The 23,545-nt window shown below is 35.9% G+C and carries 21 protein-coding genes; 8 read left to right on the top strand and 13 right to left on the bottom strand.

Annotated features, from left to right (window positions below):
- Positions 1–50: 50 nt before the first annotated feature.
- Positions 51–419, bottom strand: a complete 369-nt coding sequence (locus MR053_RS09790) for a diacylglycerol kinase (protein WP_242132261.1) — start codon at positions 417–419, stop codon at positions 51–53.
- Between the two features lie 8 nt (positions 420–427).
- Positions 428–931 carry a thiol peroxidase gene (tpx, locus tag MR053_RS09795; RefSeq protein ID WP_242132262.1) on the bottom strand — a complete coding sequence of 168 codons (504 nt, stop codon included), beginning with the start codon at positions 929–931 and terminating at the stop codon, positions 428–430.
- Between the two features lie 197 nt (positions 932–1,128).
- On the opposite strand from tpx, the gene katG reads away from it, so the two are divergent.
- Positions 1,129–3,327, top strand: coding sequence for a catalase/peroxidase HPI (katG, locus tag MR053_RS09800; protein ID WP_242132263.1), 2,199 nt, complete (start codon positions 1,129–1,131; stop codon positions 3,325–3,327).
- Positions 3,328–3,424: 97 nt separating this feature from the next.
- Here katG and MR053_RS09805 read toward each other — a convergent pair whose 3' ends face one another.
- The 3 genes from MR053_RS09805 to MR053_RS09815 form a co-directional block, all read right to left on the bottom strand.
- On the bottom strand, positions 3,425–4,063 hold the full coding sequence (locus MR053_RS09805) for a peroxiredoxin (protein ID WP_242132264.1): 639 nt from the start codon (positions 4,061–4,063) through the stop codon (positions 3,425–3,427).
- Between the two features lie 105 nt (positions 4,064–4,168).
- Entirely contained in the window at positions 4,169–5,641 is a 1,473-nt protein-coding gene (gene nhaC, locus MR053_RS09810; protein WP_242132265.1) for a Na+/H+ antiporter NhaC, read from the bottom strand.
- A 541-nt stretch (positions 5,642–6,182) separates the two neighbouring features.
- Positions 6,183–7,415, bottom strand: a complete 1,233-nt coding sequence (locus MR053_RS09815) for an aminotransferase class I/II-fold pyridoxal phosphate-dependent enzyme (protein ID WP_242132266.1) — start codon at positions 7,413–7,415, stop codon at positions 6,183–6,185.
- Positions 7,416–7,573: 158 nt separating this feature from the next.
- Between MR053_RS09815 and MR053_RS09820 the strand changes: the two genes are divergently transcribed.
- Positions 7,574–8,032 carry an Lrp/AsnC family transcriptional regulator gene (locus tag MR053_RS09820; protein ID WP_242132267.1) on the top strand — a complete coding sequence of 153 codons (459 nt, stop codon included), beginning with the start codon at positions 7,574–7,576 and terminating at the stop codon, positions 8,030–8,032.
- Positions 8,033–8,089: 57 nt separating this feature from the next.
- On the opposite strand, the gene MR053_RS09825 is transcribed toward MR053_RS09820, so the two are convergent.
- The 4 genes from MR053_RS09825 to panB all read right to left on the bottom strand — a co-directional run bounded on the left by MR053_RS09825 (position 8,090) and on the right by panB (position 11,744).
- Entirely contained in the window at positions 8,090–9,472 is a 1,383-nt protein-coding gene (locus tag MR053_RS09825; RefSeq protein ID WP_242132268.1) for an aldehyde dehydrogenase, read from the bottom strand.
- Positions 9,473–9,500: 28 nt separating this feature from the next.
- Positions 9,501–10,193 carry an RluA family pseudouridine synthase gene (locus MR053_RS09830; RefSeq protein ID WP_242132269.1) on the bottom strand — a complete coding sequence of 231 codons (693 nt, stop codon included), beginning with the start codon at positions 10,191–10,193 and terminating at the stop codon, positions 9,501–9,503.
- A 108-nt stretch (positions 10,194–10,301) separates the two neighbouring features.
- Positions 10,302–10,811 (bottom strand): hypothetical protein, encoded by a 510-nt coding sequence (locus MR053_RS09835; protein WP_242132270.1) that lies wholly within the window; start codon positions 10,809–10,811, stop codon positions 10,302–10,304.
- Positions 10,812–10,925: 114 nt separating this feature from the next.
- Complete coding sequence (panB, locus tag MR053_RS09840; RefSeq protein WP_242132271.1) at positions 10,926–11,744, bottom strand: 3-methyl-2-oxobutanoate hydroxymethyltransferase; 819 nt, start codon at positions 11,742–11,744, stop codon at positions 10,926–10,928.
- Positions 11,745–11,862: 118 nt separating this feature from the next.
- On the opposite strand from panB, the gene MR053_RS09845 reads away from it, so the two are divergent.
- On the top strand, positions 11,863–12,327 hold the full coding sequence (locus tag MR053_RS09845) for a nuclear transport factor 2 family protein (RefSeq protein ID WP_242132272.1): 465 nt from the start codon (positions 11,863–11,865) through the stop codon (positions 12,325–12,327).
- 56 nt (positions 12,328–12,383) lie between these two features.
- On the opposite strand, the gene MR053_RS14060 is transcribed toward MR053_RS09845, so the two are convergent.
- From MR053_RS14060 to MR053_RS09860, 4 genes are all read right to left on the bottom strand, one after another.
- Positions 12,384–12,620: an energy transducer TonB gene (locus MR053_RS14060; RefSeq protein ID WP_394800338.1), complete on the bottom strand. Its 237-nt coding sequence runs from the start codon at positions 12,618–12,620 to the stop codon at positions 12,384–12,386.
- A 166-nt stretch (positions 12,621–12,786) separates the two neighbouring features.
- On the bottom strand, positions 12,787–13,575 hold the full coding sequence (locus tag MR053_RS09850; RefSeq protein WP_242132273.1) for a carbon-nitrogen hydrolase family protein: 789 nt from the start codon (positions 13,573–13,575) through the stop codon (positions 12,787–12,789).
- A 323-nt stretch (positions 13,576–13,898) separates the two neighbouring features.
- Positions 13,899–15,188 carry an FAD binding domain-containing protein gene (locus MR053_RS09855; protein WP_242132274.1) on the bottom strand — a complete coding sequence of 430 codons (1,290 nt, stop codon included), beginning with the start codon at positions 15,186–15,188 and terminating at the stop codon, positions 13,899–13,901.
- 77 nt (positions 15,189–15,265) lie between these two features.
- Positions 15,266–16,690: an L-serine ammonia-lyase gene (locus tag MR053_RS09860; protein WP_242132275.1), complete on the bottom strand. Its 1,425-nt coding sequence runs from the start codon at positions 16,688–16,690 to the stop codon at positions 15,266–15,268.
- 306 nt (positions 16,691–16,996) lie between these two features.
- On the opposite strand from MR053_RS09860, the gene dnaK reads away from it, so the two are divergent.
- From dnaK to MR053_RS09885, 5 genes are all read left to right on the top strand, one after another.
- Positions 16,997–18,910: a molecular chaperone DnaK gene (dnaK, locus tag MR053_RS09865; RefSeq protein ID WP_223548271.1), complete on the top strand. Its 1,914-nt coding sequence runs from the start codon at positions 16,997–16,999 to the stop codon at positions 18,908–18,910.
- Between the two features lie 88 nt (positions 18,911–18,998).
- Entirely contained in the window at positions 18,999–20,249 is a 1,251-nt protein-coding gene (locus MR053_RS09870) for a class I SAM-dependent rRNA methyltransferase (RefSeq protein ID WP_242132276.1), read from the top strand.
- Between the two features lie 52 nt (positions 20,250–20,301).
- Positions 20,302–21,249, top strand: coding sequence for an NAD(P)H-dependent flavin oxidoreductase (locus tag MR053_RS09875; protein WP_242132277.1), 948 nt, complete (start codon positions 20,302–20,304; stop codon positions 21,247–21,249).
- Positions 21,250–21,279: 30 nt separating this feature from the next.
- Complete coding sequence (locus MR053_RS09880) at positions 21,280–21,885, top strand: pyridoxamine 5'-phosphate oxidase family protein (RefSeq protein ID WP_242132278.1); 606 nt, start codon at positions 21,280–21,282, stop codon at positions 21,883–21,885.
- Positions 21,886–22,056: 171 nt separating this feature from the next.
- Complete coding sequence (locus MR053_RS09885; RefSeq protein ID WP_242132279.1) at positions 22,057–23,472, top strand: fasciclin domain-containing protein; 1,416 nt, start codon at positions 22,057–22,059, stop codon at positions 23,470–23,472.
- The last annotated feature ends 73 nt before the right edge of the window (positions 23,473–23,545 follow it).

A 23,545-nucleotide genomic window follows, 5' to 3' on the forward strand; every position in this document is an offset into this window, starting at 1 on the left:
ATACAAATAACTAACGTTTATCCTAAGGCAATAGTATTTAATAATCTGGATTAAAAAATCTTTGGCAGGTAAATAATTAAACCAATAACTGAGGCAAAAGCAGCAGCGATAAATACTGCTCCTGCAGCAATATCTTTAATATATCCTATTCTATTATGGTACTCTGGATGTATAAAATTTGCAATTTCTTCAATAGCTGTATTAAGACCTTCGATACTCATTACAATTCCAATAGCCAGAAGCTGAATAATCCATTCAGTAGTAGAAATATTAAAAACGAACCCTGCGATTATAACCAATAGGGCTATACAAAACTGTATTTTAATGCTAAGTTCTTTTTTAAGAAGTAATAAGGCACCTTTTATGGCGTACTTGATACTTTTTAACCGATTAGTTAATAAGGACTCTTTACTAAACATTATACCTGTTAAGCCTGTAATGCAGCTAAAGCAGCTTTGTAGTTTGGCTCTTCAACAACCTCTTGTACTTGCTCCGTATGCAAAATTTTTCCATTTTCATCAAGAATGATTATAGACCTAGCCAAGAGACCTCTTATGGGGCCGTCCACATAAGTTAAATTATAGGATTCTCCAAAGTTGCCGTTTCTGAAATCAGATAATGTTTCCACATTGTCAATACCCTCAGCACCACAAAACCTTGCCATGGCAAAAGGTAAATCTTTTGAAATACATAATATTTTTGTGTTGTTTAGTTTGCTTGCTTCTTTGTTAAATTGCCTTACAGATGCAGCACAAGTACCTGTATCTATACTATGAAAAATGTTCATTATAACCCTAAAGCCTTTATAGTCATTTAAGGTTTTATCTGATAAATCGGCAGCTGCCAATTCAAAATCAGGTGCTTGAGTGCCAATTTTAGGGAGTTCTCCTTTTGAATGGATGGTGTTTCCTTTTAGCGATAATGTTGCCATGGTATTTGATTTTTATTTGAATTTAAAAATAATAATATTAACCGTTTAAAGCAGGTTATTTTTGATAATTATTTTGAAAATTTTATATCTAATAAGTTTTATCAATTTTATTATAATTTATAAAAATATGTTTTAAAAACTCTTTGAGTAATATTTGTTAATTTTAAGAAATTCACAATCTAATAAAACTTCAATAAATGGAAAACAAAAAGCACACAAATGGAGCGAATAGATGTCCATTCGCCAGTGGCATGCAAAAAAGCACAGCGGGAGGTGGAACAAGAAATAGGGATTGGTGGCCTAACGAGTTAAAATTGAATATATTAAGACAAAATGGGGTAGAATCCAATCCTATGGGTGAGGATTTTAAATATGCTGATGCTTTTAACAGTATAAATTTTGAAGAATTAAAGCAAGATGTTCTTAATTTAATGACAGATTCTCAGGACTGGTGGCCAGCAGATTATGGACATTATGGACCGTTTTTTATTCGTATGGCATGGCACAGTGCAGGAACTTACCGTGTTGGTGATGGTCGTGGTGGTGCAAATTCTGGATCACAACGCTTTGCACCTTTAAATAGTTGGCCAGATAATGGCAATTTGGATAAAGCACGCTTGTTGCTATGGCCTGTAAAAAAGAAATATGGAAAAAATGTATCTTGGGCAGATTTAATGATTTTGGCTGGTAATTGCGCTTTGGAATCGATGGGATTCAAAACCTTTGGATTTGCAGGTGGACGGGAAGATATTTGGCAGCCCGAAGAAGATATTTATTGGGGATCGGAAAACCAATGGTTAGGTAATGATGAACGATATGATACAAGTGACGGTGATTTAGAAGGGCATCTTGGGGCGGTACATATGGGATTGATTTATGTAAACCCAGAGGGGCCTAACGGAAATCCAGATCCCTTAAAGTCTGCACATGATATTAAAATTACTTTTGGTCGTATGGCTATGAATGATGAGGAAACTGTAGCTCTGGTAGCTGGTGGTCATACCTTTGGTAAGGCTCATGGAGCTGCCGATCCCGATAAATATGTCTCTGCTGAGCCTCATGGTGCATCAATTGAGGAAATGAGTACAGGTTGGAAGAATTCCTTCGGTACCGGTGTATTAGATGATGCTATTACTAGTGGATTGGAAGGTGCTTGGACACCAAATCCTACGCGTTGGGATCATGATTATTTCGATGTTTTGTTGAACTATGATTGGGAGCTTACCAAAAGTCCCGCAGGGGCACATCAATGGACTCCCACCGCAGAGTCCCATGCGCGCATGGCTCCTAAAGCCGGTGATGCTAATGGAAAACAAGCCTTAATGATGTCTACTGCAGATATGGCACTTAAAATGGATCCAACCTATTTAGAGATATCTAAGCGTTTTCACAGAGATCATAAAGCTTTCGAAGATACTTTTGCTCGTGCATGGTATAAGTTAACCCATCGAGATATGGGGCCTATAGACAGGTATTTGGGTCCTGAAGTACCAAAAGAAGAATTGTTGTGGCAAGATCCTGTCCCTAAAGTTGATTATGTGTTGAGTGATGCCGATATAAAATCGCTTAAGGATATGATTCTAGCTTCTGGACTTACTGTATCTGAATTGGTTAAAACAGCCTGGGCATCAGCCTCAACATTTAGAGGGTCAGATATGCGTGGTGGTGCCAATGGTGGGCGTTTGCGTTTAGAACCCCAAAGAAGTTGGGAAGTCAATAATCCAACAGAGTTGGATAAGGTCTTAAATGTATTTGAAGGGATCCAAAAGGAATTCAATGGAACTGTTTCTATGGCCGATTTAATTGTTTTGGGAGGTGTTGTTGGAGTGGAAGAAGCAATCAATAATGCAGGGTATCATATTTCCGTTCCTTTTACGCAAGGTAGAGGAGACGCAACTCAAGAACAAACCGATTTAGAATCGTTCGGCTACCTGGAACCTTTAGCAGATGGTTTTAGAAACTATATGAAATCTAGTTTAAAAGTAAATGCTGAAGATTTGTTGGTAGATCGTGCTAATTTATTAACACTTACTATTCCTGAAATGACGGTTTTGGTTGGTGGTTTACGTGTATTAGGGGCTAACTATGATGGCTCTAGCTCCGGGGTGTTTACTAATAACCTGGGTAGATTAACTAATGATTTTTTTATTAATGTTTTAGATTTTTCAATTAAATGGGAACCTACAACTTCAGAAAAAAAGGAATTTATAGGTAGGGATCGAAAAACGGGAGCAATGAAATTCTCTGCGACAAGGGCCGATTTGATATTTGGATCAAATACAGAGTTAAGAGCGGTAGCTGAAGTTTATGGAGCTGATGACGGTCATGAGAAATTTATTAATGATTTTGTGGCCGCTTGGACAAAAGTTATGAATCTTGATCGTTTTGATATATAATAAGGGATTATAATTTTGTTAAATAAAAAAGCCTGTTGCACTTCGATTTCGCCAAGTGACCAACAGGCTTTTTATTAGGTTGTTTTTTTAAAAAATACTAATTAACGTGCTTTTCTAAAAATTCAGCAACACCTTCATGTGTAGCTTGCATACCAACTTTTCCTTTGTTCCAGTTTGCAGGACAAACTTCGCCATTTTCTTCAACAAACTGCAGTGCATCTACCATGCGCAAAGCTTCATCTACATTTCTTCCCAAAGGTAAATCGTTCACAACTTGGTGACGTACAATACCTTCTTTGTCTATTAGGAATAAACCGCGGTAAGCGATTAATTCACCTTCTGCTTGAAGCATATCATTTTCGTCATAATACGTTTCACCAGCCAATACATCATAGTTGGCAGAAATGGTTTTATTGGTGTCGGCAACAAGTGGATAGCTAATGCCTTTAATGCCACCATGGTTCTTATCAACCTGTAACCAACCGTAATGTGACTGCTCTGTATCTGTTGAAACAGCAACTACCGCTACATTTCTAGCTTCGAAATCAGCTAATTTTTCTTGAAAAGCATGTAATTCAGTTGGGCATACAAAAGTGAAATCTTTCGGATAAAAGAATAACACAACATATTTTTCTCCAATGAATTGATCTAATGAAAAATCGTTCACAAATTCGCCACCGTTTACCACAGCTTGTGCATTAAATCGAGGTGCTTTTTTACCTACTAATACTGCCATTTTAATTAAATTTTATAAGTTGAAATTTTAAAAACAGCCGCAAAGATATGTAATGCTATACGAAAGGCAATACTAAATTATTTTAAAAATTTATAGAGTAATAGTTTATGCTAATGCACCCTTTAATTGTTTGATTTTAATATTCAAAGCAGCAAAAAGTAAGGTAGTAAACGGACTTAACCAGTTGAAGACGGCATAGACAAAGTAGTCTACAACTCCTACGCCTAAAACACCAGATTGATAGGCGCCACAGGTATTCCAAGGAATAAGAACAGAAGTCACGGTACCCGAATCTTCAAGAGTTCTACTAAGGTTTTCGGGAGCTAAACCTCTATCATCGAATGCTTTTTTAAACATTTTTCCTGGGATAACAATTGCCAGATATTGATCTGAAGCAATGGTGTTTAATCCTAAACAACTAATCACCGTGCTAGCGAATAATCCAAAAACGGAAGACGCAATCGATAGCAGCGCTTCTGTTACTCTAGCTAAAGCACCAATGCCATCCATAATACCTCCAAAAACCATAGCACTAATTATGAGATAAATCGTCCAAAGCATACCGCTCATACCACCTGCCGTAAATAATTCGTTTAGTTTTTCATTGTCGGTTGCTATTTCTGTATCGAATAAAATAGAATTAAAAATGGCGTTAAGGCTTGAGTTATTAAGTTCTTTGAGCACTTCAAGTTGAAAGATAAATGCAAATATGGCTGCAAGAATAATGCCCACGCTTAAGGCAATTAAAGGCTTGGTTTTCATTAATATTAAAGCGATAACAGCTAATGGTACCATGAACAACCACGGAGACACGTTAAATGTAAGGCTTATGGAATGTAATAAACCAGATATATCCGAGGTCCCAGAAGCGTCTATTGTTGCACTAATTATAGAAAAAACCACCAAAGTAACCAATATGGTTGGAACAGTGGTAATGGTCATGTAACGTATATGGGTAAATAAATCGGTGCCAGCTATAGCTGGAGCTAGGTTTGTAGTATCGCTTAGTGGAGACATTTTATCGCCAAAATAGGCTCCAGATACTACCGCACCGGCTATCATACCTGTGTCAACACCTAAAGCAGTACCAATTCCAATTAAAGCAATACCCACTGTAGCAGAGGTGGTCCAGGAGCTTCCTGTAGCTATGGATATTATAGCACAAATAACAACACATGCCGGTAAAAAAATACTGGGATGTAAAATTTCCAAACCATAATATACCATAGCGGGTATGACTCCGCTTACAAGCCACGTGCCAGCTAGAGCTCCTACTAAAAGTAAAATAAGTACGGGCACAAAAACACTTTTTAGGTTTTCCCATATCTCGTCTAACATATTGGTAATAGATACTTTATTAAAAAAACCAACGATAGCAGCAATTAAGCCTCCAAAGAGTAAGATAAACTGATTGGAATATTCGCCTAACATTTCACCATCTGCAAATTGAATGTTGTAGAACAATAAGCCCATTAAGATAATTACAGGAATTAAAGCCTCCCAAATGTTTAGCTCTTTATTTTCTATAATACTTTGATTGTCTATTTTAATTTTAGAAGGGTTTTTATCGTCTTGCATGAAATTATTTTTATCTCGTAATGTTACGATTTTAGTTGAAGCTATGCAAATGCAAGGAGTTATGTGCATTTGATTTTTACTCTTTTTAATGAGATTTACATAGATTATCTTTTTTAAAGACCCTTAAATGAAAGTAACATTGTCTTTGAACGCTTTGTGGTTCAATAGACCATTTTTTATAATATTTTACGATATAGTATTGCAAAAACCCAAGACGCTTATTTTCATTATTCGATGCTAATAAGTATTTTTTAAACTTTGTTAAACTTTCCTGACAGTAAGATTTAAAATATTTAGAGTTTAAGGACATAAAAAATAGCTTGGTTTAATAAGGCTATTTTAGTATTTATAAAACGAAAACGGGAAGTAGTGAATTCCAATATAAAAGATTTAAGGCATCCGCTTTAGATGTTATCAACCCTAATTCTTTTTACATTGTATAGAGATAATAACCAACGGGTACTGAAATCTTTTTAAGGGGATACTAAAAAACCAACAAAGTAATGCAATCCATTTAGAAATGTTTAAAAGGGATTTAATTTTAAACTTTACCATATGAATATTGAAGCTTAGGTTTGAGAATGTATAATTCTTCCATACAAGTTCTCATCATATAATAAGTGCGTTCTATATCGGCATCCAATCCTATTGAGAAACGTATAAGTCCATCACTTAATCCCATTTCCTTTTGTTCCTCTTCAGGTATTTCAGAGGAAGTTGATGTTCCTGGTGCACTAAAAAGTGTTTTATAGAATCCTAAACTTACAGCCAGATAGCCTAAGTTTCTGTCTTGCATGAGCTCCATAAGTTCATTGGCTTTTTCTAGTGACCCCACATCGATAGTTAACATACCTCCAAAGCCATATTGTTCATTCATCATGCTTTTAAATAGGTTGTGTGATGGGTGGGATGGTAATCCAGGGTATACTGTTTTTAATCCATCGGATTCAAATTTTTTAGCTAAAAATAATGCGTTTCTGCTATGTTGTTGCATTCTTATATGGAGTGTTCTTAGATTCTTGAGTATAGATGCTGCACGTAAACTATCCATAGTAGAGCCTAATAGCATTGAAGCGCCATCGTTTACATTTCTTAATTGGTTTATAAATTTCTGGGTACCGCAAACTACACCGCCAACTGTATCGCTAGAGCCGTTTATAAACTTAGTTAAACTATGTAAAACAATATCTGCTCCTAACTTTGCAGGTGAAATGGATAGTGGTGAAAATGTATTGTCCACAACCAATTTTATATTGTATTTGTTGGCAATTTTGGCTAAGCCCTTAATGTCTGCGACTTCCAAAAGCGGATTGCTAACAGATTCACAATACAAAACCTTGGTGCTTTTTGTAATGGAAGCCTCAACTTTTTCTAAATTGGTAATGTCTACAAATGTGGTTTCAATATTTAATCTAGGAGTAAAATTTTTTAAGAAGGCATAAGTTCCTCCGTATATGGTTCTGCTCGAAACTATATGGTCGCCGGCACCGCATAATTGCAATAAAACAGGAGTAATGGCACCCATTCCTGAAGCCGTTACATTAGCAGTTTCTGTATCTTCCATGGCGGCCAAGGCTTCGCCTAAGTATAAATTGGATGGTGATGAGTGACGGGAATATAAATAGCATCCATCAGCATTACCTTCAAACGTATCAAACATCGTCTTTGCAGACAAAAACGTATAAGTTGAGGAATCTGATATGGAAGGATTAACACCTCCAAATTCTCCGAAATATTGTAAATCTTGAATGTTGTTAGCGGGTTTGAAAGCCATATTTTTATGTTTTGTGATACTATAAAGTTCAATATAATTAGAATAAAAAACAATAAAGTATGTGTAAAATAGAAAATAAATCTATATAGATGTTTATTTACAGATTAAAAATTATTAAATTAGTGTTTTGATACTTATTTAAAGAAAATTTTTCAATCATGGTTTTTGATGTTATAGACAAAAAATTGCTTGAATATTTACAGAACGATAGTAAACAGACCAATAAAGAACTTTCAAATAAACTAAACCTTTCCGTTACCGCTGTATACGAACGCATTAGGAAACTAGAACGAGAAGGGGTTATTAATGGATATGTAGCACAGATAAATAAAGAAAAAATTGATAAGGCTTTTGTGGTCTTTTGCCATGTAAAGTTGGTGCAACATGCCCAAGATTATGTTATAAAATTTGAAAATGAAGTTGCTGGTTTAAACGAGGTGTTGGAATGTTACCATGTAAGCGGTGATTATGATTATCTATTAAAAGTTATTGTGAAAGACATGGCTGCCTTTAGAGAGTTTATGGTAAAAAAATTAACCTCGATTAACCATATTGGTAGTACCCATAGCATGTTTGTTATTAATGAAGTAAAGCACGCTACGGCTATTAGTTTTTAATTTGTGATCACTAAATATAAAATAATGTAGTATACTCCACATGGATCTAACAATTATCTAAAACAACCCAAAATATTTAAATGCAGTTTTTAACAAACTTAACTTATTTTTATAAGGCGCATAGCGAAGAGGAGGGTCTATCCAAGTACCTCTTTTCATAATTGATTTTTGATGCGTGAATGTATCAAAACCATGTTTACCATGGTATTTACCCATACCACTCACCCCAATGCCTCCAAAGGGCAGCCTATAGTTGCCAAAATGAGTCAGCACATCATTAATAACTCCCCCACCAAAGCTGTATTTTGTAATAATCCCTTTTGTGAATTTTTTGTTTTTTGAAAAGATATACAAGGATAAAGGTTTTTCCAAACCATGAATTATAGTTTCAATATCTTTCTCAATTTCATAGGTAAGTATGGGTAAAATAGGGCCAAAAATTTCTTCAGACATTAAGGGGCTATCTAACTTTGGTTCTTCAACCAGTGTTGGAGAAATGTAGTTGTTTTTTTCGTCAGTGTTGCCACCAAAAACAACATTAGATTGGGTTAAAAGATCTTTTAATCGTAAAAAATGTCTTTCGTTGATGATTCTAGGGAAGTCTTCAGAATCTTTAGGCTCATTACCATATTGTTTGGTGATCTCTAATTTTAAAGCATCAATAAATTGATTTTTAATGTTCGATTTTACAATTATATAATCTGGAGCGATGCAGGTTTGCCCTCCATTAAGTAATTTCCCCCAAACCAACCGTTTAGCTGTTAATTGTAAATTGATGGTGCCGTCAATGATGCATGGCGATTTCCCACCCAGTTCCAGAGTAACTGGAGTTAAATGTTTTGCAGCTGCTTTAGCTACAATTTTTCCTACCTTAGTACTTCCCGTAAAGAAAACATAGTCCCAATGTTGCTTTAACAATTCGGTTGAAGTTTCCACACCGCCTTCAATAGCAATTGCCAATTCCTTAGTAAAAACAGTTTCAATAATTTCAGTTATAATCTTTGAAACATGTTCTGTAAGTTCACTGGGTTTTAAAACCACTGTATTACCAGCAGCTATGGCCATAATAAGAGGTTCCATAGCCAATAAAAAAGAATAGTTCCAAGGTGCAATAACCAATACCGTTCCATATGGGTCTTTGTAAATATAATCTTTTGAAGGAAAGGTTAATAATGAAGCACTTACCCGTTTAGGTTTAGACCACTTTTTTAAGTTTTTAATGACCAGGTTTAACTCTGAAATTACTAACCCTAACTCACTTAAATAAGCTTCAAATGAAGATTTCTTAAAGTCTTTATGAAGGGCGTCATAAATGTCATGCTCCCTCAAAAGGATTTCTTTTTTAAGTGTTTTTAAAAGGTTAAGACGATATTTGACATCCTTTGTTTTTTGTGATTTAAAAAACGTTTTTTGTAATAAAACTATTTCAGGTATGGACATTAAGACTGTTTTTATAAAGGTATTAAATTTATAAGCATGCATCCCATACGGGATCTTTTGGTAATGGTGCCAGTATATTTATGGGTGTTTGTTTTACAGGATGTATAAATTCAATATGCTTGGCATGCAAATGGATACTAGCATTTTTATTGCTTCGGTCGAACCCATATTTTAAATCACCTTTTATAGGGCAACCAATATGGGATAGCTGTGAACGGATTTGATGATGTCTGCCCGTTTCCAAGTTAATTTCAAGTAAAAAGTAATGATCTAGTTTTTTTAAGGTTTTATAATGAAGAATCCCTTTTTTACTATCCTTAACCTCACTGGTATATACACTGGACTTATTATTTTTAGGGTTCTTTTTCAACCAATTGACCAATGTGTCTTTTGGTTTTGGAGGTTTATTTTTTACAACAGCCCAATAGGTTTTATGGATGTCTTTAGAAAGAAATAATTTATTTAAACGAGGAAGTGCTTTACTGGTTTTAGCAAAAATAACGAGCCCAGTAGTGGGGCGATCTAAGCGATGTACAACACCCAAATATACATTACCAGATTTATTGTACTTATTCTTAATATAATCCTTAACAATATCGCTTAAAGGTTTGTCCCCTGTTTTATCACCCTGAACAATATCTCCAGCCCGTTTGTTAACAATAATGATGTGGTTGTCTTCATAAAGTACTTGTAGATTATGCAAATTGGATAGGACTTTCATATAAAAGCAAAAAACAAACTTAATTATTAATTGTGAAAATACGCGATGTAAAATAAAAAATGGAAATGTGTTTTACATTTCCATTTTTAAAAAGAATATCATGTATTTTTATCGCCTAGGGCGCATTGGGCATTCAAAATACATATCGGTAGATTCAAAATCATTAATATCTAAAGCTTCAACATTGCAAGCTTCAGCATATTTACTAGCATCAACACCTGTTTTTAGAATATTTAAATGCCAACGTCCCCCGTTGTAATCTTGATCTCCTGGTTTGGAGTCCGAAATTAAAGGAAGTCCATCATAAAACATTGCTTCAGGCATTACATAGAGTTCATCAAAGTTACCACTACTAGGTTTAAATGTGGCAGGAACAACCAAGCCAGAATATACAATACAGTCTGCCCAAATAGGAGGTTGGTCACGTTGTGAACCTTTAGATTTTGCATTACTGCTTTTGGCAGTATTGCCATTGCTTGACGACACTTGAGCTAAAAACTGAATAAGTTCTAAATTATTGGCTTTAGATTCTTGAGGGATTTCGGTGCCTTCATTAGAGCAAGATGTGGCAAAAATTAGCGTGCCACATAGTAAGAGAAATGAAAATAGTTTTTTCATGATGTATAGTTTTAGGATTAATACAAACCAAAACTATAGTATGTGGCGTACTTAAAATGTTAGCCAGCTAACATTTACATAAAAATTTCAGATAATTTAACCTAATCGAATAGTCTAATATTGCTCATCATCATTCGGAAAGTCCATGCTTTTTACATCGGCCACATATTGTTGCATGGCTTTGGTCATGTCCTCATAAAGGTTCATATAACGACGTAAAAAACGGGGATGAAACTCGTGGGTCATCCCCAGCATGTCATGTAATACCAAGACTTGTCCGTCTACACCATTACCTGCACCAATACCAATAATGGGAATGGACACGCTTTCGGCCACTTCCTTAGCCAGTTTGGCAGGGATTTTTTCAAGTACGATAGCAAAGCAGCCTGTTTTTTCTAACAATATAGCTTCTTCCTTTAACCGTTCGGCCTCCTCTTCTTCTTTGGCTCTAACAGTATAAGTGCCAAATTTATAGATGGATTGCGGTGTCAATCCCAAATGCCCCATCACGGGAATACCTGCATTTAAGATGCGTTTAATGGACTCTTTCACCTCCTTGCCGCCTTCCAACTTTACAGCATGGGCACCACTTTCTTTCATGATACGAATAGCAGAACGCAAGGCCTCTTTAGGGTCGCTTTGGTAGCTTCCAAATGGTAAGTCTACAACAATTAAGGCACGTTCTATGGCACGGATTACTGAGGATGCATGATAAATCATTTGGTCTAAGGTAATGGGCAAAGTGGTTTCGTGACCCGCCATAACATTACTGGCCGAATCCCCCACTAAAATAACGTCAACCCCAGCACCATCAACAATTTTGGCCATGGTATAATCGTAAGCGGTAAGCATGGATATTTTTTCGCCATTGGCCTTCATATCCACTAATGTTTTTACCGTAATGCGTTTGTATTCCTTTTTTGCTGTAGACATTTTAGTTGGTTTTTTGATAGTGTGTAAAAGTACTAAATTAAGGAGAGACTGTTAAACTTTTCTTTAAACTCCAATGTGATTGCCCATGTTGTATTATTTTAGACCAAAACTTAAAATCATGCAACGCATCTTAGTTTATTTAACATTGGTCGTTACCACCACCGTTTTTGGTCAGGTAGATGATACCTTAGACATTCGTAAAACAGTAGACACTTTTTTCGAAGGCTTCCATAAAGGGGATACCACACTAATGAAATCGGTTATGATGGATAAAGTGGTATTACAAACCGCATTTAGAAATATGGAGGGGAAAGATGTTTTAAGAAATAACGGTAATCTATCTAAACTTTTGGAAACCATTGCCAACAGACCAGCCGACCAAAAATGGGATGAGCGACTATTGGATTACAGTATACAGGTAGATGGCAATATGGCCAATGCCTGGACACCATATGAGTTTTGGTTTAATGGGGAATTTAGTCACTGTGGTGTGAATTCCTTTCAGCTATTTAAGGATGGCGACCAATGGAAAATTATTTATTTGATAGATACGAGGCGACGTAAGGGTTGTTTGCAGGAGTGATTTTTAAAAACACTTTTTTTAACTCTAATATTCGTTGTAGCTAGTTTTTTTCATTTCTAGCTCTTAGTTTCTTTAAGCCTTTTTCGTTTTTGTTTTTCGGTCTGTATTGCAAAAATAATCGGTAAAGAAAACCTTGGACTGACTGGTTTTTCATTTAAACTAGGTGGTTCTAATTGTGGTATCATTTTTATTATTCGTATTGCTTCATTTTCAAAAACGGGATGAGAGCCTCTTGCTTTTATATCTACAATCTGTCCTTCTTCGTTAATTGTGAATTGAGTAAGAACACGCACTTTGTCTCCACCTTTATATTTTAGACTATGGCTATACTATCAATTCTGTTTAAATTTTGATTTTCAGTGACAGATTTTTCAATAATACTCGGGTCGATTTGAGAATTGATATATGATATGGTCAACAGTAATAAAAGCAATGTTATATATTTTTTCATTGTTGTCGTTAGTTTTTACCCTTCTGGTTTATACTGAAGTTAAAAACATCAGGTCTTGAATAATGGCCAACGACATCGAACATTCGTTTGGCTTTAATAATATCCTGAAGATCAATATCCGCATATAAGATGCCTTCTTTGGCCTCTAATGGTCCTGCGATTAGCTTTCCATTAGGTGAAATTATAGCGCTGTTGCCAACGTTAATCCATTCTCTTCCGTCAGGGTATAGATTCTTAAATTCGTATTCTTCAGGAATGTTATCCATTTTTAGAGGCATACACGCACTGATCACAAATAATCCTCCTTCTCTTGCGACGTGCTGCATAGTTTGAATCCAATTTGGGCTTTTGTCCCAAGTTGGAGAAATCAATATTTGTGTTCCTAACTCATAGATGGCGTTTCTGGCTAAGGGCATGAAGTTTTCCCAGCAAATTAAACCAGCGATCTTTCCAACAGATGTATCATAGCATGAAAGAGTGCTTCCATCTCCTTGAGACCATATTAAGCGTTCGCCACCTGTTGGAATTAATTTTCTATGTTTTCCTAAAATAATTCCATTCTTATCTATGAAAAGTAAACTATTGTATAGACTTGAGTTGCTTGTTTCGGAGTTACGTTCATGCATACCAATAACCACATTAACTTTAGCCGCTTTAGCCGCTTCACAAAGTTTATCGGTAGAGTTATCTGGGACGGAAATCGCATTTTCTACAAGCCTTAAATAAAGTTCATTTAATTCAGCTCCTTTGCTATTAGGAATAAGCCAGACCCAGTCTGGATAACCAGAAATAAACACTTCCGGAAAACTATTAACCCGGCACCCTTTTGGCCAGCCTCTTTAATGGCTCCGCAAGCCTTTTCAATAGTTTTTTCTTTGTTTAAGAAAACAGGTGAAAGTTGTGCAGCAGCTACCTTTATATTTTTTCTCATCTAACTTCTTGAGTAATTAACAACAACTAAGATATAAACACTATTGCGTTTATACTTATTTTACATATAAATTGTTTTTTATGGTTAGGATCAATATTTAACTAAGTTAATTATTTTTCTTACAGAAACAAATCCTTGCTTATAAAAAATAAACTAATAGAATGGAGCACGGGTTATTTAGAAATTTTTTCAGTCCCTTTCATAATTAAAATTATCTGGAAAGGTAACTGAGGCTTTCCACCATTTTTTTGTTTCGTCTTTACCGACCTTAGCAAAGTCTATCTGTTCCCAGATAAATGCTTTTTCCATTTGTTCACCTAAGGCTAACAGTTTTTTACCGGTTTTAAGTTGTTGGTTGCTCCAGCGTTCAAGTGCATCGTCAATAGTATGGGTTTCTTTTAAGTTGGCAATTAAATCTTTTGCATTGTTATATCCCTTAAACACCCCTGAGCCTGTAAAGGGCTGAACTACCATACCGGCATCACCAATAAGGCACATGTTATCTTTATAATAGCTATCGAGATCCAGCGTGTAGATAACTTGTATATAGCTATCCTTGGTTTTGTTTACTACCTTGGCATAGTAGGTAGGTATATGTTGTGAAAGAAACCGTTTTAACATAGACTCATTAGCCTCGCTTAAGTTTCCAGGTGGTAATGTGCCATTTCTTAAACGACCTGTTTTGTCGGTCATAACATTATCTAACTCAGCTTCAGGAATAGCAATATAGGCTGCCCAATTAAACACACGTTGTCCTTTTTTTACCGATCCGTTTTGATCTGGAATAAAATAAACCACATTATGGCCCGGTTCACCAGTATAGGACAACCGCAGGATTTCATCTTTCAACGGGCAATCACCATCCATTTCAGATTCCTTTAAAAGACCTCTCCAAAGAATATAGCCGCGATACTTTAATTTTTTTTCAGGAAACATTAGTTTACGCCCTAAAGATTGATAACCATCTGCAAACAAAACCAAGTCAAAATGTTCTGTGTTACCTAAACTTGTCGTTAACTCTACTTGGCCCTGAGGCAAACATTTGGCATCGACAATTTTTACACCAGCACGATAAAGTTTGTTTGGAACATTGCGCCGTAGATTCTTCCAAAGCTCATTCCACTGAAAAACATTAAAGTTCATTGGTATGGCCCAAGCCTTTTTTCCATAGGGTTCATGGGATGGCGCTTTGCCTACAAGTGGCATTTTATTGATTTGGAAAAGGGCAAAATCATCTTTGATTAATCTGTCAGTCTTTATTTGTTCCATCAAAGAAGATGTAGTGCCAATGCCACCACCTCTTCCTACAAGGGTTTTGCTGGATCGTTCAAAAACGGTAACCTCATGGCCTTCCTTATGCAACAGAATAGCTGCAGAGCATCCAGCAATTGAGCCGCCTACAATTCCAATTTTCATGGTCGTTTTTTTGATCTTCCCTAAAGTAGTCAATCCGTTACAGAACATCAAATAGATGTTCATTAAATTGAACCTATTTACAGAGGGATTGGGTCAATAATGAAAAGAGGGTAGCCCATGTTCTTTAAAGCAATTAAAAATTAGCAATCTGTTAAATGCACACCCACGGCAAGACCACCTTTGCTCGTTTCTTTGTATTTGGTATTCATGTCCTTGGCTGTTTCCCACATAGTAGCGACCACCTTATCCAACGGTACTTTGGCACTTTCAGGGTCAGAGTCCAAAGCCAATTCGGCCGCATTAATGGCCTTTATAGCTCCCATGGCATTACGTTCTATGCAGGGTACTTGCACGAGTCCACCAATAGGATCACAGGTTAATCCCAAATGATGTTCCATAGCAATTTCGGCAGCCATTAAAACCTGCTCGGGTGAGCCGCCCAATAATTCGCAAAGTGCGCCGGCAGCCATAGCGGATGATACACCAATTTCAGCCTGACAGCCACCCATAGCGGCACTAATGGTCGCGCCTTTTTTAAAGATGCTGCCAATTTCGCCGGCCACTAATAAAAACTGCTTGATGTCCTCGAAATTGCCGTCGTGATTTTCAATCACCAAGTAGTACATCAAAACAGCTGGAATAACACCTGCACTACCATTGGTAGGGGCAGTAACCACACGGCCAAGAGAAGCATTTACTTCATTTACTGCCAAAGCAAAACAGCTTACCCACTTTATAATTTGCCTAAATTTAACTTCGGTGTTTCTTATGGTGTAAATCCATTCTACGGGATTGTTGTAGGTAGTATCGCTAATTAAATTATTGTGGATATTATTGGCGCGACGTTTTACGTTTAAACCTCCTGGAAGTATCCCTTCGGTATGACACCCCAAATACATACTTTCCAGCATGGTATTCCATATACGGTTGAGTTCAGAATCAATATTCTGTTCGGAACGAATGGATTTTTCATTTTCCAAAACCACTTGTGAAACCGATTTGTTCAACTGATTACAATATTTTAACAAGTCATTGCCTGTAGCAATGGGATAAGGGAAGGTGCAATTAAAAATAATTTTGTTGGCTTTTGCCGTTTTTCGTTCTTCCTGAACTACAAAACCGCCTCCAATGGAATAATAGGTTGCATGGGATTTACGTCCATTAATAGTAGCCGAAAATCGTATGCCATTGGCATGGAAAGGCAAGAATTTTTTATTAAAAACAATTTGTGTTTGGGGGTTGAATTCCAGTTGACGTTCCTGATTAAAATTTATGGTACAGGTATTTTTTATATCAGAAATGATTTGGGAAATGTTTTCGGTTGGCATAGTTTCTGGATCAGTACCACTCAATCCTAGCATTACGGCATAATCGGTAGCATGGCCTTTTCCTGTAAGTGACAATGAACCATATAGATTCACACTAATGTTTTCAGCCTTATCAAATTTTTGGGATGCTTTCAACTCTTTGATCCAAAGTTCGGCAGCACGCCAAGGCCCCAAGGTGTGGGAACTTGATGGTCCTACACCAATCTTTAACATATCGAATACCGAAATACATTCCATACAACTATATCGTTTTAGTTGGGCAAATATATGGTGTTTTTGTTTCTCATAAACAGTCAAAATAGAAAGTTTTGGTTCATTAATATATTATTGAGTTATTAGGATATACAGTCTTGTCATTAAAGGCTAAGTACAGTTGTTAGTTTAGTTGTTGTAGATAAGATATAGATAACAAATGACATATTACATATTAAGACTGCCTACTATATATGACACTGTGTCAGTTTGTTTCCATTGGCATAATGATTGACTTATACAAATCGAAATTAAATAGAACATTCAACACTATAAAAAGTATAACATATTATGAGTAAAATTATTGGAATAGATTTAGGAACAACCAACTCATGCGTTTCCGTAATGGAAGGGAATGATCCCGTTGTGATTCCAAATGCCGAAGGAAAGCGTACTACACCTTCTGTGATTGCATTTGTTGAGGGTGGAGAAATAAAAGTTGGTGATCCAGCTAAGAGACAGGCAGTAACAAATCCTACTAAAACCGTTTATTCTATTAAACGTTTTATGGGTAATAAATATTCTGAGTCTAAAAACGAAGCAGAGCGTGTGCCTTACAAAGTAGTAAAGGGTGATAACGATACGCCTAGAGTTGATATTGATGGACGTTTATATACGCCACAGGAATTATCGGCAATGATTCTTCAAAAAATGAAGAAAACAGCAGAAGATTACTTGGGTCAAGATGTAACAAGAGCGGTAATTACGGTACCAGCTTATTTTAACGATTCTCAACGTCAAGCTACTAAAGAAGCAGGTGAGATTGCAGGATTAAAAGTAGAGCGTATCATTAATGAGCCTACTGCTGCTGCATTGGCTTATGGTTTAGATAAGAAAGGAACAGATCAAAAAATAGTGGTATTTGATTTTGGTGGTGGTACACATGATGTGTCTATCCTTGAGTTGGGTGATGGCGTTTTTGAAGTATTGTCTACCGATGGAGATACCCATTTAGGCGGTGACGATGTCGATGAAAAAATCATCAATTGGTTAGCTGATGAGTTTAAAGCTGAAGAAAGTATGGATTTAAGACAGGATCCTATGTCACTTCAACGTTTAAAAGAGGCTGCCGAAAAAGCGAAGATTGAATTGTCATCTTCAACCCAAACAGAAATCAACCTACCTTATATCACGGCTACTGCCAGTGGACCAAAACACTTGGTAAGAACCTTAACACGTTCTAAATTTGAACAATTAATCGATGATTTAGTAAAGCGTACCATAGCACCATGTGAGTCTGCATTAAAAGCAGCTGGTTTGAGCAAAAGTGATATTGATGAGGTAATTTTAGTAGGTGGTTCTACTCGTATTCCTGCAGTACAAGCTGCTGTAGAGAAATTCTTTGGTAAAGCACCAAGTAAAGGTGTTAACCCAGATGAGGTAGTATCATTAGGAGCTGGTATACAAGGAGGTGTGTTAACAGGAGATGTAAAGGATGTATTGTTATTAGATGTTACGCCTTTATCTCTTGGTATCGAAACTATGGGTAATGTATTTACCAAATTAATAGAGGCAAACACGACTATTCCTACCAAGAAATCACAGGTTTTCTCTACAGCTGCTGATAATCAACCTTCTGTAGAAATCCATGTATTACAAGGGGAACGAGCTATGGCGGCTGATAACAAAACTATCGGACGTTTTCACTTAGATGGTATTCCTCCAGCAAGACGTGGTACACCACAAATTGAAGTAACTTTCGATATTGATGCCAATGGTATCATTAAGGTGTCTGCTGAAGATAAAGCGACTGGTAAGAAACAGGATATTAGAATTGAAGCGTCTTCAGGATTGACAGAAGAAGAAATCCAAAAGATGAAAGCTGATGCAGAAGCTAATGCTGAAGCCGATAAAGCTGCTGCTGAAAAAGCACAGAAATTGAATGAAGCCGATTCTATGATTTTCCAAACAGAAAAGCAATTGGAGGAGTTTGGTGATAAATTATCAGATGATAAGAAAAAGCCAATACAAGACGCATTGGAAGAATTGAAAAAGGCTTACGAATCTAAGGATATTGCTGTAATTGAACCTGCTTTAGAGAAAATCAACGAAGCCTGGAAACATGCTTCAGAAGAGATGTATAAAGCACAAGCCGAAGCACAGCAACAAGGTGGAGCCGAAGCACAACCAGGACCAGATGCAAGTTCTAATGGACAAACAGAAGGTAGTGATGTTGAAGACGTTGACTTCGAAGAAGTGAAATAATAATTGTCATGCTGAATTCATTTCAGTATCTTATCGATATATAACGCAACTAGAAATAGTTGCGTTTTTTATGTTAAATAAGATACTTTTGAAGAATCAAAATAAAATAAATTTGTTTTCAGATAAATTAAAATCTACTTATCAACCCAAACGTTTGGCGGTAAAACTCAATGCCAAAGGCGAACAGTTTGTGTTAAAGGGACATCCGTGGGTCTTTTCAAACAGTATTATTAAAATTAATCATGAAGCCAAAACAGGTGATTTGGCTGTTGTTTTCAGTAAAGGCAAGAATAAGGTCATTGGTTTGGGACTCTATGATGCCAATTCTCCCATTCTTATTAAAATGATCCATAACGGTATTGAAAAGGAAGAAATCAATGCAGCCTTTTTTCAAAAGAAAATAAATGAAGCTTTTCAAATAAGGCAACCACTTTTAAAAACCAACACCAATAGTTACCGTTTGTTGTTTGGGGAGAATGATGGTTTCCCTGGACTAATAGCCGATGTTTATGCTTCGGTTTTGGTTATAAAATTATATTCTGAAATCTGGCTCCCTTATTTAGAGACTATTTTACCAAGCTTACAACAAACAGCTAATGCAAAAACTGTTGTTGTTCGATTGAGTAGGAGTTTAGAGCAATCAAAATCACATCAATTAAAAAACGGAGAAGTAGTTTATGGAATTCTTGATGATGAAGTTGTTGGATTTGTAGAGCATGGTGTCAAGTTTTCAGCAAATGTAATTAAAGGTCATAAAACAGGTTATTTTTTAGACCATCGTGCCAATAGAAAGCAAGTAGGTGAATGGAGTAAGGAAAAAACTGTATTAGATGTGTTTTCATATGCTGGTGGATTTTCGGTACATGCCTTATATAATGGAGCTAAAGAGGTAACGAGTTTGGATATTAGTCACCAAGCTCTTGAAATTGCTGTTCAGAATGGTAAATTAAATTCGTATCTGGGCTTACATAAAACCATTGCAGGCGATGCATTTACAGAGTTAAATAATCTCATAAAAGCAAAAACCACTTTTGACATTGTGGTTATTGATCCGCCAAGTTTTGCCAAACAAGCTAGTGAAATAGCTATGGCTAAGAAAAAGTATGCCCAATTAGCTGCTTTAGGAGAAAAATTAACGGCTAAAAACGGATTGCTTGTTTTGGCCTCCTGTTCCTCTCGGGTGATGGCACAGGCTTTTTTTGATATTAATAGTCAAACATTGACAATGCAACACCGTAATTTTATAACCATATTAAAAACAGATCATGATATAGATCACCCTATCTCGTTTCCTGAAGGGGCATACTTAAAATGTGGTTACTATCGTTTTGTAGATTAATTTTTACTATGCACGCATAATATTTTATTATATTTGTTAAAATCTATCCTTCATGGAAACCAAACTCACAGAACTTCTTAATATAAAATACCCTATCATACAAGCTCCTATGTTTTTGGTGTCAAATGTAGGCATGGTTAAAGAGGCTATGCATTGTGGTATAGCTGGCTGTATACCCGCATTAAACTATAGAACTTTAGATGAACTTAGAATAGCGGCTAAGGAGTTAAAATCAGCCAAAACAGAAGGAGGTTCATTTGGATTTAACTTAATTGTTAATAAATCTAATATAAAGTATAAGAGTCAATTGGAGGTGCTATGTGAAGAAGGTTGTGACTTTATAATAACCTCTTTAGGAAGCCCAGAAGAAACCATAAATCAGGCCCATAAGTATGGGATTAAGGTGTTTTGTGATGTAGTGGACTTAAAATATGCACAAAAAGTGGAGGCATTGGGAGCCGATGCTATTATTGCAGTAAATAGTGAAGCAGGTGGCCACAGAGGGAGTTTATCTCCGGACATTCTTATAAAAAAATTAAAATTGCATTGTAACATTCCCATCATTTCAGCTGGAGGTGTTGGGTGCAAAGCAGATATTGATAAAATGTTGATGTATGGTGCATCAGGTGTTTCAGTGGGTAGTCCGTTTATTGCTTCGGTAGAAGCCAGTGTCACAGAGGAATACAAGCAGGCCTGTGTGGATTATGGAGCAAATGACATCGTTGTAACCGAGCGTATTTCAGGTACACCATGCACGGTAATAAATACACCATATGTTCAAAAAATAGGTACTAAATCTACATGGTTGGAAAAACTTCTCAATAAAAACAGAAAGCTTAAAAAGTGGGTTAAAATGATTCGTTTTTCAATTGGCATGAATGCTACAAAGAATGCTGCTACTAAGGCCACATATAAAACTGTATGGGTTGCAGGACCTAGTATTGAATATACCCATGCCATTCTTCCTGTAAAGGATATTGTTAAAAAACTGATTGCTTAACTTTAGTTTTAAAAATATTTCAGTAAACGGATGAAGATAACAAGCGTAGATCAACTTAGGGCGTTGTATGGTTTTCCCAGTGGAAGGTCCAAGGATAAGGTATTGAGCAAATTAGAAAAGCACAGTATTAGTTTTATTGAAAATGCTCCTTTTTTGGTCCTATCTTCAAATAATGCTCAAGGAAAATTAGATGCCTCACCTAGAGGAGGCCAATCAGGGTTTGTTAAGGTAATAGATGATTATCAAATTATTATTCCAGATGCTAAAGGCAACAATAGATTGGATAGTTTGATGAATATTATTGAAACAGGCTATATTGGACTATTGTTTTTTATACCTGGTGTAGATGAGACTTTGAGAGTTAATGGTAAAGCTTACATATCAACTGATACTGCCTTTTTGGAATTGTTTACATCAGAAATTCATACACCCAAAACCTGTATTGTCGTAAATGTCGAAGCCGTCTTTTTGCATTGCGCCAAGGCTTTTATGCGTTCTGGGTTGTGGGATTTAAACACCCAAATAGACAGAAACTGTTTTCCAACCATGGGGCAAATGCTTAAAGACCAACTACAAACTGATGGTATTCCCGAAACAAGAGATGAAATGGTTAAACGCTATATGAAGGACCTGTAGGTTTTTTATTCTTCCTTTTAGATTTTCTTTATCTAACATATTTATAATTGTATTAATCCTTACTGTTTATCGATAATATTCACTTTTTATCGTTTTGTCTAATAAAAACTTGTAAAGATTAAACAAAAATATTATGTTTGATAAAAATTTAAAAACATTAAACAAAACATCATGGAAACAAGACATTTTAAGCTAGTCCCCTCAAATCTCTTTATGAAATTACCTGTATTAATCATAGCTTTATTATTACTAACTTTTTCTTGTAGTAATGAAGATGTAGATACTATAGACATCAATTCTCAAGAGCCTAACATAGTAGAGGTATTAGATTCTTATAATAGAACGTCATCAAATTCAAAAGGTTCATTAAATAAAGATTACGATTCTGAACCTACATTTGAAATTCTTAGTGTTGCTTTGGCAAAAACGAAATTAGCTAGTACGGTATCAAAAAACAGATTAACAGTTTTTGCGCCAACAGATAAGGCTTTTGAAGCTATTGGTCTTAATAAGAAAAATATAGCAGATGTACCAGGCATTGTAGACGTATTGTTATATCATGTTGTTGGACAGGTGGTGTATAGTTCCGAGCTTGTTTCTGGTCCAGTACCGACCGTACAAGGTACTGATGTTATTGTAAATGTCGATGGAGATAATGTATTAGTAAACAATTCTATTGTGACCATTGCAGATATTAAGGCTAGAAACGGGGTTATACATGTCATTGATGATGTATTGACAATACCATCATTAAATATAGTTGAATTGGCTTTGAGCCAAGACCCAGAGTTTTCAATTTTGGTTGATGCTGTTACTAAAGCAGGACTAGGTGATGCTTTAGCAACAGGAGGTCCGTTTACAGTTTTTGCACCTACAAATCAGGCGTTCATAGATTTATTGGAAGCAACTCCCTTTGCAAGTTTGGATGATATACCGGTAGATTTATTAACACAGATACTGTTATATCATGTCGTTGATAGTTATGTGTTCAGTAACCAATTAACCAATGGCTTTGTACCAACATTAAACGGAGCAGCTGTACAAGTAAATTTAGACAACGCCCCAATGGTTTATATAAATGATTCCATGGTAGCATTGGCTAATGTACAAGCTACAAATGGTGTAGTACATGCTATTGATAAGGTATTAATGCCACCTACATTAAATTTAGTTGAAATGGCAAGTAGTTTTGCACCTGAGTTTTCTTTATTATTGGAAGCAGCCACTACAGCAGGTTTGGCCGATGTTTTGAGTGGAGCGGGACCTTACGAACAACTAACTGTATTTGCCCCAACCAATGCCGCTTTCATGGAGCTATTGGGTGAAAACGATATTGAAGCAGCTAAAGCAGTAATTAATGGTTTAGATACTACAACACTAACTAATATATTATTGTATCATGTGGTTGAAGGACGTGTGTATTCAAGTGATTTGTCCAGTGGTGCAGTTACGACCTTAAATGGAGATTTTGATTTAGATTTAAGTAGTTTAAAAATTAATGATAGTGCCATGCTAATACCCAGTTTATTAAATGTACAGGCTACTAATGGTGTCATACATGTAATAGATGCTGTATTAGTACCATAAATTATATATAATGAAAAAGAAAAAGTTTGGTTGATTTAGTTTGTTTGGTTTGTTAGTTAAGGGTATGGTTTTT

The sequence above is a fragment of the Aestuariivivens marinum genome, assembly GCF_022662175.1.
Classification (GTDB): domain Bacteria; phylum Bacteroidota; class Bacteroidia; order Flavobacteriales; family Flavobacteriaceae; genus Aestuariivivens; species Aestuariivivens marinum.

What these genes read in the sequence shown, in the direction of transcription:
- panB (WP_242132271.1), bottom strand. Translation starts at nt 11,744, where the DNA reads ATGTCTACAGCAAAAAAGGAATACAAACGCATTACGGTAAAAACATTA.
- MR053_RS09835 (WP_242132270.1), bottom strand. Translation starts at nt 10,811, where the DNA reads ATGAAAAAACTATTTTCATTTCTCTTACTATGTGGCACGCTAATTTTT.
- MR053_RS09880 (WP_242132278.1), top strand. Translation starts at nt 21,280, where the DNA reads ATGAAGATAACAAGCGTAGATCAACTTAGGGCGTTGTATGGTTTTCCC.
- dnaK (WP_223548271.1), top strand. Translation starts at nt 16,997, where the DNA reads ATGAGTAAAATTATTGGAATAGATTTAGGAACAACCAACTCATGCGTT.
- MR053_RS09875 (WP_242132277.1), top strand. Translation starts at nt 20,302, where the DNA reads ATGGAAACCAAACTCACAGAACTTCTTAATATAAAATACCCTATCATA.
- MR053_RS09885 (WP_242132279.1), top strand. Translation starts at nt 22,057, where the DNA reads ATGGAAACAAGACATTTTAAGCTAGTCCCCTCAAATCTCTTTATGAAA.
- MR053_RS09820 (WP_242132267.1), top strand. Translation starts at nt 7,574, where the DNA reads ATGGTTTTTGATGTTATAGACAAAAAATTGCTTGAATATTTACAGAAC.
- MR053_RS09830 (WP_242132269.1), bottom strand. Translation starts at nt 10,193, where the DNA reads ATGAAAGTCCTATCCAATTTGCATAATCTACAAGTACTTTATGAAGAC.
- MR053_RS09825 (WP_242132268.1), bottom strand. Translation starts at nt 9,472, where the DNA reads ATGTCCATACCTGAAATAGTTTTATTACAAAAAACGTTTTTTAAATCA.
- MR053_RS09860 (WP_242132275.1), bottom strand. Translation starts at nt 16,690, where the DNA reads ATGGAATGTATTTCGGTATTCGATATGTTAAAGATTGGTGTAGGACCA.
- tpx (WP_242132262.1), bottom strand. Translation starts at nt 931, where the DNA reads ATGGCAACATTATCGCTAAAAGGAAACACCATCCATTCAAAAGGAGAA.
- katG (WP_242132263.1), top strand. Translation starts at nt 1,129, where the DNA reads ATGGAAAACAAAAAGCACACAAATGGAGCGAATAGATGTCCATTCGCC.
- MR053_RS09815 (WP_242132266.1), bottom strand. Translation starts at nt 7,415, where the DNA reads ATGGCTTTCAAACCCGCTAACAACATTCAAGATTTACAATATTTCGGA.
- MR053_RS09845 (WP_242132272.1), top strand. Translation starts at nt 11,863, where the DNA reads ATGCAACGCATCTTAGTTTATTTAACATTGGTCGTTACCACCACCGTT.
- MR053_RS09805 (WP_242132264.1), bottom strand. Translation starts at nt 4,063, where the DNA reads ATGGCAGTATTAGTAGGTAAAAAAGCACCTCGATTTAATGCACAAGCT.
- nhaC (WP_242132265.1), bottom strand. Translation starts at nt 5,641, where the DNA reads ATGCAAGACGATAAAAACCCTTCTAAAATTAAAATAGACAATCAAAGT.
- MR053_RS09790 (WP_242132261.1), bottom strand. Translation starts at nt 419, where the DNA reads ATGTTTAGTAAAGAGTCCTTATTAACTAATCGGTTAAAAAGTATCAAG.
- MR053_RS09855 (WP_242132274.1), bottom strand. Translation starts at nt 15,188, where the DNA reads ATGAACATCTATTTGATGTTCTGTAACGGATTGACTACTTTAGGGAAG.